The sequence below is a fragment of the Thermanaeromonas sp. DSM 22490 genome (genome assembly GCF_056378755.1).
In genome coordinates, this window is the sequence record NZ_JBJHHE010000003.1 from 188,019 (window position 1) to 206,202 (window position 18,184).

Sequence of the window (18,184 nt, forward strand, 5' to 3'; positions counted from 1 at the left end):
AGAATGGCAACACACGGGCGCCTGGTGATTTGTCTCATCTTGGCTTTTCTTATAATATTTCCTCCCAGGGTCGCCACAGCCCAAGGTACCTCTCTACAGCCTGGGTTGGGGCAGCAAAAGGCAATAGATCTTCCGGAACTGGTCACAGGGCAGACTTTTTACGGACTGCCGGGTATTGAGCAGCGGCTGGCTACCCTAAACTTTCTGGATACCCAGGGGCACTGGTCTTTTTTACCGGTCCTGCGCCTGGCCGCCCAGGGATTGATCCGGGGACGTAATCCAGGTATATTCGCACCGGAGGAATTGGTGACTAGGGAGGAAGCTGTGGCCCTTTTAAAAAGGGCAGCCGGAGCAGGAAATGGAAGCAGCACCATCCCCAATTTCACCCCGGAGCAAGGTTCGCAGCCAGCCCAGCGCCAGGAAGTGGCCGCCTGGGTGGCCCGAGCTCTCGAGCTCACCCCAGCTCCCCAAGGCGTCTATCCCATCTTGGCGGGTTTTAGTGACGGTGGGCAAGTGGCTGAAGAATGGGCCCCTTGGGTGGAAGCCTTGTTACAGCGCGGCTTGTTATCCGGCACACCCTCAGGAACCCTGGCTCCACGCGCCCCTATGACCCGGGCGGAAATGGCTGCCCTGTTAGATCGAGCAGATAAGTTTTTCGTGGCCCGCCGCGGGGTGCTGGAGGTAGAAGGGAAGGTAGTGGATAAAGCGGTATCCCTAGGGACCGGCGGAGGGGTAACTTATGCCATACGGGTGGCCACCTTTGCTGGCCCGGTGATCAATTTAGAGACTAGATCAGCGGCTAATGGAGTTCCCTTGCTCGATTTTCCTTTTTATAACGGGAAAATACTCACTCTAGGAAGGGAGCTCCTCCCTAGCGAAGCTGTAAGATTATTCCTTCAGGGTGAACATGTCCTTCTGGCTGAAAGTTTAGGAGAAGGGGAGTATCGGACCGGAAGGATCATAGCGGCCGATGGTCAGGAGCTTTTATTGGTAGATGATAGCGGCGAACAGCGCCGCTATCGCTTAAGCCCGCTGGTCGTAAGAGGAGCTGTCCCTGGCCAGGAGGTAACCTTGCTGGTGCAGGGCGGTTTTATCACCCAGCTCGTTCCGGTGAAAGCGGGCAGCATTCCCGCCTACTCCTACCAGGAAACCAGAGTGATTAACGGGCAGGTGCGCGAGATAAGGGGCAGTACCATAGCCATCGCCACTCCTTACGGCGGAGAAGAGCAGATCCGGATTACCGGCGCCACCTTAATATCCCGGGCCGGCCGGGCACTAGAGCTGGCCGACCTCAAGGTGGGGGACAGAATAAAGGCCCGTGTGGATGCCGGGGGGCAGGCCGTGGATATCCAGGTCGGTACCGGATTAGAACGAATTATTGCTGTACTTTATGGGAGGCTTGAGCGGGCTGATTACTTAAGTGGCCGGATAGTCTTACGGGATACCCAGGAATTCTATTACGGACGGTGGCTGCCTGGGTCGCCCATACGGAGCATAAATTTAGCTCGCGAGGCCCTTCCTCTATCCCGCCCTAATCTCTCCTCGGAAAAAGTCCTGGTAGCCCTGGCTAAAGGGCCCCAGGGGGAAGAAGGAGTACAGGTGGTCAGAACCGGTGAAAACACCAGACTTTACGAGGGTTATCTTGATTTTATCTCCCTGGGCGGCAACAAGCTATGGCTGGCTGGAGAGAAAGAGCCCTTTATCTTGGGCTCCCATAGCGTTGTGGTTAAGAATGGCCAGCAAGCGGCCCCCGAAGACCTGCAGGAGGGTGATTACCTGTTCCTGGTTACTATTCCCGGAACGGATGGTCGCCAGGTAGCCTTAGCTTTGACCGAATCCTTTTTGCCGCCTTCCTGGCAACTATACCGCGGGGAAATATATTCTGTGGACCAAGACAGCCTCGAAATATACGATGCAGAGAAGCTGGGTGGAGCTAAGGATCAGTATGACTGGGCGGACGCTGAAGATGATACCATGGAGTTCCAGATATCTTGGGAGCCGGTAATTTTATCAAACGGTAAGATTTTGAGCCGGGAGGAATTCACCCAAAGCCGTTTCACCGGAGAATTTGATGGTTATCAGGCTTACCTGCTGGCCCGGGGGAAGGAAGTCCGGGGGCTTTCCCTTTACCCGCCCGGAACCGTGGGCCTCACCAAAATAAGTTTGGGAAGAGTAAGATATATAGACTACAGCTCAGCCCGCGTAACGGTGGAGGCTGTCCGCGACTGGAGCCCAGGTTACCAGATTTGGCAGAGCAATGATTTCCCCCTGGATCTGGCCCTGCAGGGTGCCCTGGTGATAAAGGGCCGCCAGATAGTTTCTTGGGAGGATCTTGCCGGCGGAGACAACCTTTACCTAGTACATGATCACCGCCGGGCTCTGCTGGTGGTGGTGCCGGATTGAAGAACATTCTCACATTATTAACTGTGGGGCTCATTGTCCTGGGGCTTTCCCAGCCAGCCGCCGCTGAAGAATTTTACCGCTATGAGGGTGGGATTAAGGGAGAGCAAGAGTACGCGGAAGTAATTTTTATCACCGGGGAACCCGTGATCCTTACCGGGACGGTACGAGAAACAACCGGCCGGGGCCGGGGGAGTCAGACCACCGGCAGCGTCACCTTTACCCTGGAAAACCGGGAGAAGGGCATCAAGCTCTCCCGGAACTTGAGCTTCTCTGTCGAAACCGAGAAGGTAGGCAGGCAAGAAGTAACTACTACCCGGCTGGAGCGCTTTACCGAGAGCATTACCGTGGGTAAGGACAAGTATACCCTAAAGGATTTTCAATTTTCCCGCTCGGAGCTTCTGGACCACCAGCCGGCAGTGGTTTACAAAAGCGGCAACTGGACCGCGCGCAAGGTTTACAGCGTCAACAACGACTTGGCCAGGGTGATCGTGGAGACCTGGGGCCATAACGTGGGATACCGGCATGCGTGGGGCAGCACCGAGACCAGCCGGGAAGAAGGCACCGTGTTTTTCACCGGCCAGGTAGCAGTGGACCCAAAGACCTCCATCCCTTCCCAGTGGAGCGCCAGCTTCCGCCGGGATTTGTCCTACCACCGCTTGCGCTATCTGGAATACCAGGAAAACGAACCGGTATCTATAAGTTTTCCCGGCGGTTACGTAGAGAACACCAGAACTGTGGAGACCTTGTACTATAGCGGCAGCTTTCCCGACCTGCAAGGGGGGCTTTTGAATAGCGACCGGTGGAAAAAGAAAGAGGGGAGCTATGAGCTCCGGGCGCTGCCGCTCAAGCGCTGGCTTCCGGTGGCCAGACTCCGGGATATCCGCGGCCACTGGGCCGAGGCCGATATCTTAAAACTTTACGGCCTGGGCGCCTTCGGCGAGGAAGGAGACTCTTTTTATCCCGCCCTGCCCTTCTTCCGGGGACAGTTTGCCAGGGCCTTGGCCAATGTTCTGGATCTACCTCTGCCCCAAGAAGCCCCTACCATTACCAAAACTTGGGGACTCCGGGGAAAGCAAGAAGACAAGGAGAAGCCCCTCTTTGCGGATGTGGTCTTAACCGACCCTGCCTATAAATACTATAAAGCAGTCTATGAGGCCGGTATTATGAGCGGTACAGGGCCGGGTATTTTTGGTGCCGGTGAACCCCTTACTAGAGCGCAGGCCTTGGTAATTTTGGTACGGGCCTTAGGTTTAGAGAGCCTGGCCCCAGCGAGTCCTTGGTCTACTCCCTTCCTCGACGACTGGACCATCCCTGACTGGGCGCGGCCGGCCGTGTATGTGGCTTATAAGATCGGCCTGGCGCGGGGAGATGAGTACGGGTATCTTAAGCCTAATGAAGTGCTTACGCGGGCGGAGGCTGCAGCTTTGTTGAACCGCTTCATCCGTTACCTCCAGGAGGAGATGACCGTCGACTACCGGGAGCGGGTGTTGAACTTCTAGAAGGGTGAGATACCGAGTTATCCCCACCTTTTTGTCGGGGAGGCCTGCTTGGACTTGAAAGCGAGCGACTAAACCCGAGCGGCTAGCCAAACTTGAGCTTCGGCCGAAAGCGGAGGCGGACCCGAGGCCATGGACGGCCGAGGCCGGCAATTGAGACAGGATGTCGAATTTGCCGGGAAGTCCGCCGGAGCTTGAGGCCGAGCGCTAGTTTGGCCCGCGAGGGTTTCCGGAGCGAGCGAAAGCCAAGCAGGCCTAGAAGCGAAATTGGGGATACGCCAGGGTGAGATACAATTGCGAGTTGGTCGTTATTTTGATATTATTATGGCACGGCGCAGCAGGAGGTAAACGGGCGGGAATAAGGGGAGGTGAGTGTAGGCCATGAGGCTGGAAGATATTCAGATGAAGCTGGAGAAGGCTTTTTTGCCGGAGCAGGCGGCAGTGCTGGCGGAAGTGATTAACGAAGCTTACACAGACTTGGTGAAGACCGGCGATTTTAACGAGCTAAAGGAAATTGTCCGGAACCTTGGCCAGACCATGGAAGAGATAGCTGAGGTCCAGAGGAGAAGCGAAGAAAGGATTGCGCGGCTGGAAGCAGTAGTGGGGGAACTGGCCGAGGCCCAGAAGCGGACGGAGCAGAGGATGGAGGAGCTGACCGAGGCCCAGAAAGAGACCCGGAAAGAGGTGGGCAGGCTCGACCGGGCATTGGCGGAGCTGGCTGAAGCCCAGAAGCGGACGGAGCAGAGGGTGGAGGAGTTAGCCGAGGCCCAGAAAGAGACCCAGAAAGAGGTGGGCAGGCTCGACCGGGCATTGGCGGAGCTGGCTGAGGCCCAGAAGCGAACGGAGCAGAGGGTGGAGGAGTTAACCGAAGCCCAGAAAGAGACCCGGAAAGAAGTGAGCAGGCTCGACCGGGCATTGGCGGAGCTGGCCGAAGCCCAGAAGCGAACGGAACAGAGGGTAGAGGAACTGGCGGAAGCTCAAAAACGCACCGAAGAGGAGCTTAGGAAGCTTATCGGCGAGCACAACGAGACGAGGAAACAATTGGGCGGCCTGGCCATGACAGTGGGTTACAGGCTAGAAGATGCTGCCTTTAAGGCCCTGCCCGGCCTACTCCAGCAGGATTACGGCCTAGTAGTTAAGGGAAGGCTCAAAAGGAAGTTTGTGCAGGACAACCAGGGCCGGGCCGTTGAAGTGAACATAATAGGCGAAGGAGAAAGGGACGGGCAAAGTTACACCATTGTGGGGGAGAGCAAGAGCCAGCTTTCCAAGAGGGATGTAGACGATTTCATAAGGAAGAAACTCAAGCGGCTGGAAGGCGTATTTCCCCGGGTGTTTCCGGTACTGGTGACTTACATGATCAGCCAGCCAGAGGTGGAGGAATACGTCCGGGAGAAAGGGATAGCCCTCTATTATTCTTACGATCTGTAGCCCTGTATTTCTGCGGCTCCTGAGCCCAAGATACCTAAGCCTGAAGATAAAAGAGAAGGGAGTTCCCAGCTTTGCTTATCAAGACCTCGCGTTTCGGTGAAGTGGAGGTAGGGCCGGAAGAAATCATAATCTTTCCCCATGGCCTTCCGGCCTTTGAACACCTGCGGGAATTTTTCCTCTACCCTATCCCCGAAAACCCGGCTTTTATATGGCTCCAGGCCAAAGAAGATCCGGACGTAGCTTTCCTCTTGGTCGATCCGTTTCTTTTCTTTCCCGGTTACGTAGTGGAGTTATCTCCCGATGTACAGGACGAGCTGGGCATAAAAGACTTGATGGAAGTGCTGGTCATGGCGCCGGTAACCATCCCTGAGGGCGAAATCAGGAAAATGACTGCTAACCTGCTGGGCCCCATCGTGATCAACAGGGCCGCCCGGCGGGGAAGGCAGCTGGTCCTGGAGGGCACCCCCTACACCACCAGACATCCCTTGTTTGCGAAATAACTATTATAGCCATTACAGAGAGGAGGCGGCCTACAAGTGCTGGTGCTGACCAGGCGGGCGAATGAAACGATAGTGATCGGGGACAAGATCAAAGTCGTGGTGGTAAGCATTGAACCGGATAAAGTCCGCCTGGGGATCGAAGCGCCGCCGGAGGTCTCTATTGTACGCGAGGAACTCCTCAATGCAGTGCGTACGGAAAACCTGGCCGCCGCCCATACGCCCAGGGTTTGCCCCCTGGATTTGCCCCGGGGGCCAGGCTCTGACGAGGGAAAGTGATACAAGGGTGCAGCCAATTGGCAAGAAAATCTTACTTTGCCCTCTCCAGTAGAGCGGAAAAATGTCGATAATTAAAGCGGGGAGGGTAAATATGCGCGACCTGCTGGTGGGGAAGAAAATATTGGTAACCGGAGGGACCGGTACCATAGGTAAAGCCCTCGTAAACGAGCTTCTGCGTTATGAACCTGAAGTCATCCGCATCTATAGTCGAGACGAAGAAAAGCAGTTCTGGATGCAGCAGGAGCTCCAGGAGTACAGCAATGTGCGCTTTTTCCTGGGAGATGTGAGGGACTATGAGCGCTTAACAAGAGCCATGGCCGGGGTAGACATTGTCTTTCACACCGCTGCTTTAAAACATGTTCCCGCCTGTGAATATAATCCTTTCGAAGCGGTTAAAACGAATGTATTAGGCACCGAAAATGTCATCCAAGCAGCTATAGCTGAAAATGTCGAGCGAGTAGTATACACCAGTAGTGATAAGGCCATTAACCCGGCTAACACCATGGGGGCCACCAAGCTTTTGGCAGAACGCCTGGTCATCAGCGCTTCCTTTTCTAAAGGCAGGGCGCGCACAATTTTTACGTGTGTGCGATTCGGTAATGTTCTTGGTTCCCGTGGCTCAGTAATACCTCTTTTTCACCAGCAGATAGCTAGGGGTGGTCCGGTAACGGTCACTGATCCTGAGATGACAAGGTTTATGATGAGCCGGCAAGAGGCAGTTAAACTAGCCTTACAGGCTTGTTATATGGCCAGGGGAGGAGAAGTTTTTGTTCTAAAGATGCCCGTAGTTAAGCTTGGCGATTTAGTGGAGGTGCTCATTGAACATCTGGCTCCTGTTTACGGCTATCAACCGCCAGATATTCCTGTTCAACTTATCGGCCTTCGCCCTGGCGAAAAGCGTTTTGAAGAGTTAATGACTGCTGACGAGGCTATGTTGGCATGGGAATTGCCCCAGATGTTTATTATTCCGGGGCCCTATACGCCGGGAGGGCCCTACCCCGGTGCCTGGCCAGTTAAAAAGAACAGTTATTGCTCCAGTGATTATTTGCCATTAACTAAACCGCAGATAGAAGAGCTGCTTCAACAGGAAGGTTTACTTGCGGTGCAAGCAGAATTTTCGGGAGGATCAACATATGAAGGCTTTGGTTACAGGGGGAGCCGGATTTATCGGGCGGTGGGTAGTTAAACACTTATTAAAAGAAAACCATCAGGTAACAGTTCTCGATAACTTTTCGAGTGGCAGTCAAGATAATATTAAAGAATTTATCAGTCACCCAAACTTCCAACTTATAGAAGGAGACATAAAAGATTTAAACCTATTAGAAAAAACCTTTGCCCAGCACAAATTCGCCTTATGTTATCATCTTGCGGCCTGTATTAATGTCCAAGATAGCATTGATAATCCTCGCACGACCATAGAAAATGACATAATGGGTACCTTCAATGTCTTGGAAGCCTGTCGACAACAGGGCACCAAGATGGTTTTTATGAGCACCTGTATGGTTTACGCTCCTTGCCCGGAAGAGGGAAGTATCAATGAAAATCATCCAGTAAAACCAGCCTCACCTTATGCGGCTGCCAAGCTAGCGGGCGAACATTTAACCTTATCCTACTATTACGCTTACGGCCTGCCGGCAGTAATAGTGAGGCCTTTTAATACTTACGGTCCTTTCCAGAAAACTAATGGTGAAGGCGGCGTCATAGCCATTTTCCTTAGCCGCGCTTTAAGAGGCGAAACCCTCAAAGTTTATGGTACGGGAAAACAGACCCGGGATTTTCTTTATGTGGAGGACTGCGCCGATTTTGTTGTACGCTCTGGTTTAAACCGAGTGGCTGAAGGGAGCATATTGAATGCCGGTACAGGCAAAGACGTAACTATAAATGAATTAGCTGAACTGATTGTTTCAGCTTACTTTGCTGGTGAACGTAGCCAGGCTATCGAGCACGTGCCCCATATCCACCCCCAGAGCGAAATTGCCAAGTTAAGGTGCGACTACACTCTAGCTACTGAAATTCTTGAATGGCGACCCAAGGTTAATCTAGAAGAAGGTTTACAACTTACTGCGGAATGGATTAGAAAAACAAAATAAAGTTTTTCGTTAGGAGAAAGGTTTATCTTACCTATGGGGACTAATGATTTTATTCCTTATGGCCGCCAGTGGATCGATGATGATGACGTTGCGGCAGTGGTAGAAGTTTTACGAAGTGAATGGCTTACTACAGGCCCCAAAGTTAAACAATTCGAAGAAGCTTTTGCGAGCTATGTGGGTGCCAAGTATGCCGTATCCTTTTCCAGTGGTACGGCAGCCTTGCATGCGGCAGCTTTTGCTGCCGGCATTGGGCCGGGAGATGAAGTAATCACTACTCCCATAACCTTCGTGGCTACGGCCAACTGCATACTCTATATGGGCGCCACCCCTGTCTTTGCGGACATTGAGTCGAGGACCTACAATATCGACCCCGAGGATATTGCTCGCAAGATAACGCCGCGTACCAAAGCTATTATCCCCGTCCACTTTGCCGGCCAGCCTTGCGACCTGGATGCCATTCACGGGCTGGCGAGCCAACACGGCCTAATAGTTATCGAAGACGCTGCCCATGCCCTGGGAGCTGAATATAAAGGGCGGCGTATCGGAGGTTTAAGCGACCTCACCATTTTCAGCTTCCACCCGGTAAAGCATATTACCACCGGAGAAGGAGGCATGGTCACTACTAATTCGCAGGTGCTTTACGAAAAGCTCCTTATGTTTCGCAATCATGGCATAACTAGGGAGCCGGAAAAGTGGAGCGCCTGGGCAGAGAATACAATTGGAGCTGCCAAGCATTTGAATTCCGGTAATATATTGGGTAACGGTAAATTAGCAATCCCTTGGTACTATGAAGTACAGTTCTTGGGCTATAACTACCGCTTGAGCGACATTCAGGCCGCTTTAGGCTTGAGTCAACTCAAAAAAGCCGACTATTTCCTGGAGCGCCGCGAAGCTATAGTAAGAGCCTATAACGAGGCTTTTGCTAACTTATCCGGTATTATTGTACCTTATCAGAGGGAAGGCGTTCGTTCCTCTTGGCACCTTTACGTTATTCAAGTAGATGAGCACAAAGCTGGTTTAAATAGGGACGCTCTGTTTGCATGCTTAAGAGCCAATAATGTTGGAGTTAATCTCCATTATATTCCTGTGTACCGCCATCCCCTTTACCATCCTTTAGGTATCAAGCCTAAGGATTATCCGGTGGCGGAGAAGTATTACCGCCGGGCATTGACATTGCCGCTTTTTCCCAAGATGAAAGAAGAGGATGTTGAAAGTGTGATTTATGCAATTAAAAGATTGGCGTGCGCTGAGGGCGGGATGGTCCGGTGCAAGACATAAGCTTGAGACAGCCAAATGATAAAGAGCTCGCTGGAGAAGAAATAAAATGAGGGTAATTGCAATTATCCAGGCTCGAATGGGTTCTACTCGACTTCCAGGCAAAGTTCTTATGCACATTTTAGACAAGCCCATGCTCTGGCATGTCGTACAACGAACTCGCCAGGTACAGCAGGTCCAGGAAGTGGTTATCGCCACGACTACGAATGAGGTGGATCAAGTCATTGTATCTTTATGCCAGACCCAGGGATGGCCTTATTTTCGAGGCAGTGAAGAGGATGTGCTGGACCGGTATTACCAAGCTGCACTCCATTACGGTGCAGATGTTATTGTCCGCATTACTTCTGATTGTCCATTGATCGACCCTGAAGTAGTGGAACAGGTGGTACAGACATTTTTAAGGGGTCAACCGGAATTAGATTATGCTAGCAACATATTGCCACCGCGAACCTTTCCCCGCGGGTTGGACACAGAGGTCTTTTCCATCACTGCTCTGGAACGTGCGTGGAGGGAAGATACAGATCCAGCTTGGAGAGAACATGTTACTCCTTATATTTATCGGCATCCGGAAAAGTTCAGGCTTCAAGCGGTGACCAATACTGTAGACCATTCGGATATGCGCTGGACAGTGGATACAATAGAGGATTTAGCTTTTGTACGCAAAGTTTTTGAGCATTTCGGGAACAGTAAGTTCTCCTGGCAAGATGTGCTGAAATTGCTCAGTGACCATCCGGAATGGTTGGAACTGAACAGAAATATTGCGCAGAAGGTGGTTCCTTGAGGCACCAAGAGGAGTTTCTTGTTATTCGTGCCGACGCTAATACTAAGATTGGCAGCGGGCACCTAATGCGCTGCCTGGCCCTGGCGCAGGCATGGAAGGAGCATGGTGGTCAAACGATTTTTGTTACAGCATGTGATAGCCACGTTTTAAAGCAGCGACTCCGCAACGAAGGCTTCCACACAGTGGAGTTACAAAATATACATCCTGATCCTACCGACTTAAAAACCACGCTAAACGTGCTAGCGTCCCATCCCGGGGCCTGGTTGGTGCTGGACGGGTATCATTTTGATTCTCCCTATCAGCATGGGATTAAAGAGGCAGGCTATCGTTTGCTGGTCGTTGATGATTTGGCCCATCTGGACCATTACTATGCTGATATGGTGCTAAACCAGAATATTAACGCCCGTAACTTGCATTATTCCTGTGAACCTTACACACGTTTACTCATGGGTACGGGCTATGTATTGTTGCGGCGAGAATTTTGGGCCTGGCGTAATTATAGGCGAGAGGTTCCCGAAGTAGCCAAGAAGGTTCTAGTGACCATGGGCGGAAGTGACCCGGATAATGTTACCTCTAAGGTAATCCGGGCAATTGCTCAGTTAGATATATCAGGCCTAGAAGCAACAGTTTTGGTGGGCCCTTCGAACCGGCATAGGGAAGGTTTACGCCAATTAGTTAGATCTACCCGAGTTCCTATCCGGTTGATTGAGAGTGCGTCTAATATACCTGAACTCATGGCCTGGGCAGATGTAGCTATTTCGGCGGGGGGAACCACTGTTTGGGAACTTGCTTTTATGGGCGTACCTACGCTTACCTTGACCATTGCCCATAATCAATGGGAAGTTACAAAAGTATTAACGGAATGGGGTTTCGTAGAAGGACTGTATCAAGATGAGACTAACCTAGCGCTAGACGTGGACTTAATTGCCGAAAAGACAAAGCGCATAATGTTGGATGGAAATCTTCGTAGTCTTATGACCTTACGTGGACGACAGCTGGTCGATGGAGTAGGAGCATTACGAGTTATAAACATACTATTGGGACAAAAGAGAGAACACATTTGCCTTAGACCTGTTTTTCCGCCAGATTGCTACCTTTTATGGCAGTGGGCGAACGATCGTGTTGTGCGTAACTATTCTTTCTCTTCCGAGCCTATACCTTGGGAGCAGCATCTTCGTTGGTTTGAAAGTAGGCAAAAAGACCTCAACACTTTGCACTTTATTGCCACAAATGAGGGCTCGTACCCTATTGGACAGGTGCGATTTGATATATCCGATATCCAAGCGGAGATTTCTGTAAGCATATCTGAAGCTTTTCGGGGGCGTGGATATGGAACTGAATTAATCCAGGTAGCCGTTGATGAGCTTTTTCGAATTACCCCGGTTGTAACTGTTCATGCTTATGTCAAGCCCTACAATCAGGCTTCTCTTTGCGCCTTTAAGAAAGCAGGATTTACTATAATAGATACAAAAGTAGTTCATGGGCAGGAGGTAATACATCTAAGTTGTACCAGGTCTGGTAAACAAAACTGGCAATTATCAAAGGTAGAGGAGGATTTTGATGCCATACATCGAGATTAATGGGCGAAGGATTGGAACCGGTTATCCGGTATATATAATAGCTGAGTTATCAGCCAACCACAATCAAAAATTTGAGCAGGCTGTGGAACTCATTAGAGCTGCCAAGGAAGCCGGGGCGGATGCAGTTAAGGCCCAGACCTATACACCCGATACACTCACCGTCAGGAGCAGCAGGCCAGAGTTTCGTATTGGGGGTGGAACGCTATGGGATGGAAAAACCCTTTACGACCTCTACGCCGAAGCGTACACTCCCTGGGAATGGCAACCTAAACTCAAGGAAGTGGCGGAAGAACTGGGGCTTGATTTCTTTTCCACTGCCTTTGATCCTAAAGCTGTAGACTTCCTAGAAGAAATAGGAGTGCCTGTACATAAGATCGCCTCTTTTGAAATTGTGGATATCCCCCTCATAGAAAAGATGGCTCGTACCGGCAAGCCCCTAATTATCTCTACGGGCATGGCTACCCTGGGAGAGATCGAAGAAGCTGTCCGGACTGCCCGTGATGCCGGAGCGACCCAGATCGCCCTCCTTAAATGTACCAGTGCCTATCCTGCACCGGCTGAAGAGGTGAACTTGCGCACTATCCCCCACCTGGCAGAATCCTTTGGGGTTCCTGTAGGCCTCTCCGATCACACCCTAGGTATAGCTGTCCCCGTTGCAGCTGTTGCCCTGGGCGCTTGCCTTGTGGAAAAGCACTTTACCCTTTCGCGGAGCATACCAGGCCCTGACAGCGCTTTTTCCCTGGAGCCGCACGAATTCAAGGCCATGGTAGAGGCTATCCGCACCACAGAGAAGGCCCTAGGCAGAGTTTACTATGGCGTCGGCGAAGGGGAAGCCACGAGTAAGGTATTCAGGCGCTCCCTTTTTGTGGTTAAAGATATGCGAGCGGGCGAGGTATTTAGTGAACAAAATGTACGTTCCATCCGCCCTGGCCACGGCCTCCACCCGCGCTACCTAAAAGACATTCTGGGCCGTCGAGCTGCGAGAGATATCCCCTGTGGTACCCCCTTAGAATGGGGGCTGGTTTGTTAAGCAAGTTTTTAAGCAAGAGAAAACTATATATTATCTTAGACATAAACTATGCGGGGTGTGTGCCGATATCTAAAAATGGGGCAATGGGAAACTGGCCATAAAAGTCCAAAGGGGGTGAGGTAAAGCGGTAGGTCCGGTCTGATGTATCTTTATAACCCCTAAGTGGGTTGTAGCTCTCACTTGAAGGCAAGGATGCCCAATTTCAGTCAAGGAGGATGAAGCAAAAGTGCGTATCAACCAGAACATTTCAGCCCTCAATGCGTACAGGAACCTGACTATTACTAATAATGCCCTGAGCAAGTCTATGGAAAAGCTGTCCTCGGGCCTGCGCATTAACCGGGCGGCGGATGACGCAGCGGGCTTGGCCATAAGTGAAAAGATGCGCGGCCAGATCAGGGGATTAAACCAGGCCATCCGCAATGCACAAGATGGTATTTCATTAATTCAGACGGCGGAAGGCGCCCTCAATGAAACTCATGCGATTCTGCAAAGGATGCGCGAACTGGCGGTCCAGGCGGCCAACGATACCAATACAACTGCTGATCGTCAACAAATTCAAAAAGAAATCGATCAACTGATAGACGAAATCGACCGGATTGCCAATAATACGGAATTTAATACTAAGAAACTGCTGAACGGTGCATTGGCCGGAGCAACAAATTCGCCAGCGTTAAAATTCCAAGTGGGCGCCAACTCTGGACAGAAAATTTCCTTGACAATTAGCACTATGAAAGCTAATGCTCTTGGGTCCACAGGAGGAGTTGCAGCCCTAAAAGGTACCGGTGTAAGCACTTATACAAAAGCCACACAGGCCATCACCCGCATCGATGCGGCCATCAATGAAGTATCTACGGAAAGGTCTAAACTGGGCGCCCTGCAAAACCGCCTGGAGCATACTATCGCCAATCTGAGCGTGGCTGCCGAGAACTTGACGGCCGCGGAGTCCCGTATCAGAGATCTGGATATGGCCAAAGAAATGATGGCCTTTACCAGGAGCCAGATCCTCAGCCAGGCCGGTACTGCCATGCTAGCCCAGGCCAACCAGTTGCCGGCCACGGTACTTACTTTGTTACGGTAGGGTAGCTTATTTTCAACTCCAGCTCAATGTGATACAGTAAGCCGGCTGCTTTGGGGGCCGGCTTACTAACCACTAACAAGGTAGAGGCAGATGTTCCAATGTCTGTAGTCCAGATCGAATTAGCTTTAGCCAAAAACGGCGCCCTTTCTTTAAAATGTGGCAATCCGTCTATGTGGATCCACAGCAGCTATGATCCTGTAGCTGAGGGTATTCATTGGGCAGAAGCCATTGATTGTTCTCCTGACGACATTGTTATTGTGGTAGGAATAGGGTTAGGTTACCACGTAGAAGCTTTGGCAGACAAAATCGAAGGAAAAATCATTGCCTTAGAGCCTTCTCAGGAGCTACAAAATTATTGTAAAGATAAAATCGTGTTTGAAGAACTTATAAAAGATGGCAAAGTCATCCTATTTGATCATACACAACCTTTGACCAATTTTCTTACCGGGCTTATTGATCAATTCCGCCTGGAAAAGGTTAAGGTACTTGAATACTTGCCTATAAAGCGCTGCTTTCCCCAGGAATTTCTGCAAACTCGGCGTAAAATCAATGATGCGTTATTCAATCTTTTAGTTTCCGCTACTACTACCCTTTGTTTTTCTCGCGCCTGGACAGAGAATGTATTTGAGAATTTAAATAAGGTGTGTACGGCCATTCCGGCCCATAAATTTTTTAATGCCTTTCCTAATCGACCTGGTATTATTGTGTCGGCCGGACCTTCTTTAAACAAAAATATTCACTTGCTTAAAAATATCAAAGGGCGAGCCGTCATCCTGGTGGTAGGAACCGCCCTCAAACCTGTCCTATACCAGGGAATCACTCCGGATATAGCAGTTTCCATGGACGGTGGAGAGCCCAATTACAGGCACTTTGAAGGAGTAGATACTTCCTCCTTTCCCTTGCTGTTCGACGCAGTAATTTATCCGCGCATTTTAGCGGAGTATAAAGGTCCTTTGATTGCCAGCATTTTTTTAGAGGAGTTTAATAGCTGGCTGACCAAACTAGGTTTACATTTTTCAGAACCGGTGCGCACGGGTCCTTCGGTGGCCAACATGGCCTTTGACTTTGCTTTAAAATTGGGCCTTAACCCCATTATTTTTATCGGGCAAGACCTGGCTTTTACAGGTGGGCGTTCTCATGCTAGAGGTACGGTTTACGAAAATAGGGAGCCTACTCAACAAGCTTCCCGGCTCTTAGAAATAGAAGGCATTGACGGCGGGAAAGTATTAACCGACCGCGTATTGTACGGAATGCTGCAGTATCTGGAAACCCAGATTGCCCTCACGGCCGGAGACCGGCAAATTATTAACGCGACCGAAGGGGGAGCTAAAATAGCTGGCACGCAAGGGATGACATTAGGCGAGGCAGCTGATCGCTACTGCCAAGAGGATTTTAACCCGGAAGGAAAGATAAAGGAAATTTGCTCTTCTTATAAACCTCCGGATAAAGAAGAAAGGGCAGCCATAGCTGAAAGGATAAGGGAAGAAGAAAAAGCAATGAAAAAGGCCGTGAAGGTAGGCCGGTTAGGAGCAAGGTTAGCCCAAGAATTAGAAAACGTTTTCCTCTCCAGGGCACCGGACCCGCACCAAATAAACAAATTGCTTAAACGCCTGGATCGAGTCGATGCTGAGCTACAAGCCATGCGGGATGAGCTGCTGCCAATCGCCCTGATTTTTCAACCTATATGGTTCCAGCTCAACAAAGGGCCTTTTGCCCAACCGGCGGATGATTGGCAAAAAGAGGGTTTGCGCATCGCCAGGAAATCCAAGTTCCTTTATGAGGGACTGGTAGAGGGGATTGAAATTGTCCGGCGAGCCATGTTAAAAGCCTCCGATAAGCTTGGGGGGATGAGAAAGGAGGAGAAGGTATGTTAATACTGCTCAACAACCGAGAATGGGCTAAAGAGGACGATGTCCTTGCCTGGTTAGCTGCTACAAAGGAAGTGGTGAGCAAAATCGAGGTTGATGGCCGGGAATACGAGGGATCCCTGGAACAGGCCTTACAAGAAGAGGGTATTAGGGAAATAAGGATCACCAGTCTACCTCTGGAGCAACTCTTAACGGAGGCCAAAGAATCTGTAAGGGATTACTTGCCCAAGCTAGAGGCGGGGGCGCGTAAGGTTTCCTATTTGCTCCAAAGTGGACAGGAAGGCGAAGCCTTTGATCTTGTTTTACACCTTATTAACGGTTTGGACTGGTTGATCCAAGCAGTGAACGCTATAAATACTCTGGAACCCGGGTACTTTTCGCAGGAAAAAATTTTGACCTTTAAGGAGAAAGCGGAAGAACTGCTGGCTGCCTGGCATAGCAGGGATTACGTATTAATTTCTGACCTTTTTGAGTATGAACTCGCACCTCTTTTAAATGAATGGGGAGCGACACTTAATAAGATATGAGTTTATTCACCCATAACCTGAACCTATTACAAGTTCATTGCCCCCACCTACTAGAAGAGATAACCAAGGCCCAACCCCTCTACGAATCACAGATAGAGATAACTCCTAAGGGGTTTCCCACCCTCAAAGTTTATTCTCAAGGCAGGTGGAGCTATCTCCACAGCCGCTACGATCCCCTGACGGAAGCAAGGCGGTGGGCCGAAGCCAATGTAACTGGGGTTAAGGGAGAAGCTTTACTTTATGGAGCAGGCCTGGGATATCATGTACAAGAGTTATTAAAGTTGGCTGTCAAACTTAAAAAGATTACGATTTTACAATTGGGAGTTGATCTCTTTAGGACAGCTCTAGGAGCTATTTTATGGGAGGATATCATTACCGATCCTCGGGTGGAGCTGGTCGTAACCAATGAGATTACTGAACTAACAGCCATAATGAGCAGGCGATTAAGAGTAGGTCACTCCCTCTTGCTCTATCGTCCCGCAGTAACAGTAATCCCCGATTGGGCAAGCAGTTTGCGAGAGGCATTATTGTCCTTCGCGGTTAGACAAAATACAAATCAGCGATTTAAAGAGCTGGTTCAACACAACTTGCGTATTTGGGCAGAACAGGGTTGGGACGCACTCCCAGACATTTCTCTTTTTCAAAATACCTTCCAAGGGCTTCCCATGATTCTGGTTGCCGCAGGCCCCTCGTTAAAAATGAGTTTACCCGAGTTGGTGGGTATGGAAAGCCGGGCTCTAATGATGGCTGTGGGGACAGCCGCTAAACCCCTTTTATCGGCCGGCATCCGGCCGCACTTTATAATTGTCTTAGATCCCCAGGAAATAGTCTGGCGGCAGATAGAGAATGTTGAGGGAATTCCTTTAATTGCTTTCCCTACGGTTCATCCTCGCGTGATTAAAGATTATCGGGGACCAGTAATCATGGCTTATCAGCAAGGGGTGGAGGTGCCATGTCCAGGTGGAGAAAGTTGGCGAGTAGAAACAGGGGGCTCGGTGGCAACTGCGGCTTTAGATATCTTAATCAAATGGGGTGGTAATCCTATTATTTTTGTAGGTCAAGATCTGGCCTATCCTGGTGGCCGGACTCATGTTGAAGGTTCAGTCTATGGGGAGGAAAGTGTAGCAGTAGACAAAAGTTTAATGGTTGAGGGGCTTGACGGCCGACTTGTTCCGACCAGCCGCAGCTTGAACATATACCGAAGGTGGATTGAACAGAGGATAGCTAAGGAGCAGGGGCGGAGGTTTATCAACGCTACAGCGGCAGGGGCGAGGATTCGCGGGGCTGAAGAAAAGAGTCTAACTAAAGTTAAAGAAGAGATATTACAAGTCGAACACAAAGAACTTAAAAGTATGTCCTATTTTATGTCCTATTTTATGAAGAAATTATAAGTTTATAGCCATAGTCAGATTATTTTACTTAAGCGCTGTTAATCCATGTCGATATTAAGTACTGAAATCGTCGCAGGCGTGGGGAGGTGACAGGAAAGTGCGGGTAGAAGGCGTAGATTCCTTAATTCTTAACCAGGTACAGAGCCAGACTCAGAAACCAGCGGTTCAAGATGCCAAGAGAATCAACGTAACTTTCGGAGAAGAGCGTGAGCAGCAGGAACAATCCCAATACTCCCAGGAGAATCTGGAACGCTCTGTCGAAAAGCTCAATGCGGCCACAGAGCTTTTTAATATCAAGTTGCGGTTCAAATTAGATCACGAAAAGGGAGAAATATATGTGCTGGTAATCGATGCTGCTGAAGGCAAGGTCATTCGCCGTGTTCCCCCAGAAAGCGTACTCAAAATTGCCACCCAAATGCAACATCTGGTGGGCTTATTGTTAGACGAGTTGATTTAGCTAC

The 18,184-nt window shown here is 50.3% G+C and carries 16 protein-coding genes; all 16 read left to right on the forward strand.

Annotated features, from left to right (window positions below):
* Positions 1-3: 3 nt before the first annotated feature.
* The gene (locus AC1BI1_RS03775) at positions 4-2,403 is read left to right on the forward strand and encodes an S-layer homology domain-containing protein (protein WP_476715922.1); all 2,400 of its coding nucleotides are present in this window, start codon (positions 4-6) and stop codon (positions 2,401-2,403) included.
* Entirely contained in the window at positions 2,400-3,902 is a 1,503-nt protein-coding gene (locus AC1BI1_RS03780; protein ID WP_476715923.1) for an S-layer homology domain-containing protein, read from the forward strand. The genes AC1BI1_RS03775 and AC1BI1_RS03780 overlap by 4 nt, the downstream gene beginning before the upstream one ends.
* A gap of 378 nt (positions 3,903-4,280) precedes the next feature.
* Positions 4,281-5,327 carry a hypothetical protein gene (locus tag AC1BI1_RS03785; protein ID WP_476715924.1) on the forward strand — a complete coding sequence of 349 codons (1,047 nt, stop codon included), beginning with the start codon at positions 4,281-4,283 and terminating at the stop codon, positions 5,325-5,327.
* Positions 5,328-5,398: 71 nt separating this feature from the next.
* Positions 5,399-5,827 (forward strand): flagellar assembly protein FliW, encoded by a 429-nt coding sequence (gene fliW, locus AC1BI1_RS03790; protein ID WP_476715925.1) that lies wholly within the window; start codon positions 5,399-5,401, stop codon positions 5,825-5,827.
* A gap of 36 nt (positions 5,828-5,863) precedes the next feature.
* Complete coding sequence (gene csrA / locus AC1BI1_RS03795) at positions 5,864-6,103, forward strand: carbon storage regulator CsrA (RefSeq protein ID WP_476715926.1); 240 nt, start codon at positions 5,864-5,866, stop codon at positions 6,101-6,103.
* 91 nt (positions 6,104-6,194) lie between these two features.
* The gene (locus AC1BI1_RS03800; RefSeq protein WP_476715927.1) at positions 6,195-7,289 is read left to right on the forward strand and encodes a UDP-N-acetylglucosamine 4,6-dehydratase family protein; all 1,095 of its coding nucleotides are present in this window, start codon (positions 6,195-6,197) and stop codon (positions 7,287-7,289) included.
* Entirely contained in the window at positions 7,237-8,193 is a 957-nt protein-coding gene (locus tag AC1BI1_RS03805; protein ID WP_476715928.1) for a dTDP-glucose 4,6-dehydratase, read from the forward strand. Before AC1BI1_RS03800 ends, AC1BI1_RS03805 begins: the two co-directional genes overlap by 53 nt.
* A 33-nt stretch (positions 8,194-8,226) precedes the next feature.
* Positions 8,227-9,471 carry a UDP-4-amino-4,6-dideoxy-N-acetyl-beta-L-altrosamine transaminase gene (gene pseC / locus AC1BI1_RS03810; protein ID WP_476715929.1) on the forward strand — a complete coding sequence of 415 codons (1,245 nt, stop codon included), beginning with the start codon at positions 8,227-8,229 and terminating at the stop codon, positions 9,469-9,471.
* Between the two features lie 46 nt (positions 9,472-9,517).
* Positions 9,518-10,249: a cytidylyltransferase domain-containing protein gene (locus AC1BI1_RS03815; protein ID WP_476715930.1), complete on the forward strand. Its 732-nt coding sequence runs from the start codon at positions 9,518-9,520 to the stop codon at positions 10,247-10,249.
* Complete coding sequence (pseG, locus tag AC1BI1_RS03820) at positions 10,246-11,829, forward strand: UDP-2,4-diacetamido-2,4,6-trideoxy-beta-L-altropyranose hydrolase (RefSeq protein ID WP_476715931.1); 1,584 nt, start codon at positions 10,246-10,248, stop codon at positions 11,827-11,829. The genes AC1BI1_RS03815 and pseG overlap by 4 nt, the downstream gene beginning before the upstream one ends.
* A complete protein-coding gene (gene pseI, locus AC1BI1_RS03825) occupies positions 11,810-12,859 on the forward strand; it encodes a pseudaminic acid synthase (protein WP_476715932.1) in 1,050 nt (349 codons plus the stop codon). Before pseG ends, pseI begins: the two co-directional genes overlap by 20 nt.
* 226 nt (positions 12,860-13,085) lie before the next feature.
* The gene (hag, locus tag AC1BI1_RS03830) at positions 13,086-13,937 is read left to right on the forward strand and encodes a flagellin Hag (RefSeq protein WP_476715933.1); all 852 of its coding nucleotides are present in this window, start codon (positions 13,086-13,088) and stop codon (positions 13,935-13,937) included.
* A 98-nt stretch (positions 13,938-14,035) separates the two neighbouring features.
* Positions 14,036-15,811, forward strand: coding sequence for a motility associated factor glycosyltransferase family protein (locus tag AC1BI1_RS03835; RefSeq protein ID WP_476715934.1), 1,776 nt, complete (start codon positions 14,036-14,038; stop codon positions 15,809-15,811).
* Positions 15,805-16,332 (forward strand): DUF8042 domain-containing protein, encoded by a 528-nt coding sequence (locus AC1BI1_RS03840; protein WP_476715935.1) that lies wholly within the window; start codon positions 15,805-15,807, stop codon positions 16,330-16,332. The genes AC1BI1_RS03835 and AC1BI1_RS03840 overlap by 7 nt, the downstream gene beginning before the upstream one ends.
* On the forward strand, positions 16,329-17,723 hold the full coding sequence (locus tag AC1BI1_RS03845; protein WP_476715936.1) for a motility associated factor glycosyltransferase family protein: 1,395 nt from the start codon (positions 16,329-16,331) through the stop codon (positions 17,721-17,723). Before AC1BI1_RS03840 ends, AC1BI1_RS03845 begins: the two co-directional genes overlap by 4 nt.
* A gap of 97 nt (positions 17,724-17,820) precedes the next feature.
* On the forward strand, positions 17,821-18,180 hold the full coding sequence (locus AC1BI1_RS03850; protein ID WP_476715937.1) for a flagellar protein FlaG: 360 nt from the start codon (positions 17,821-17,823) through the stop codon (positions 18,178-18,180).
* Positions 18,181-18,184 lie beyond the last annotated feature (4 nt).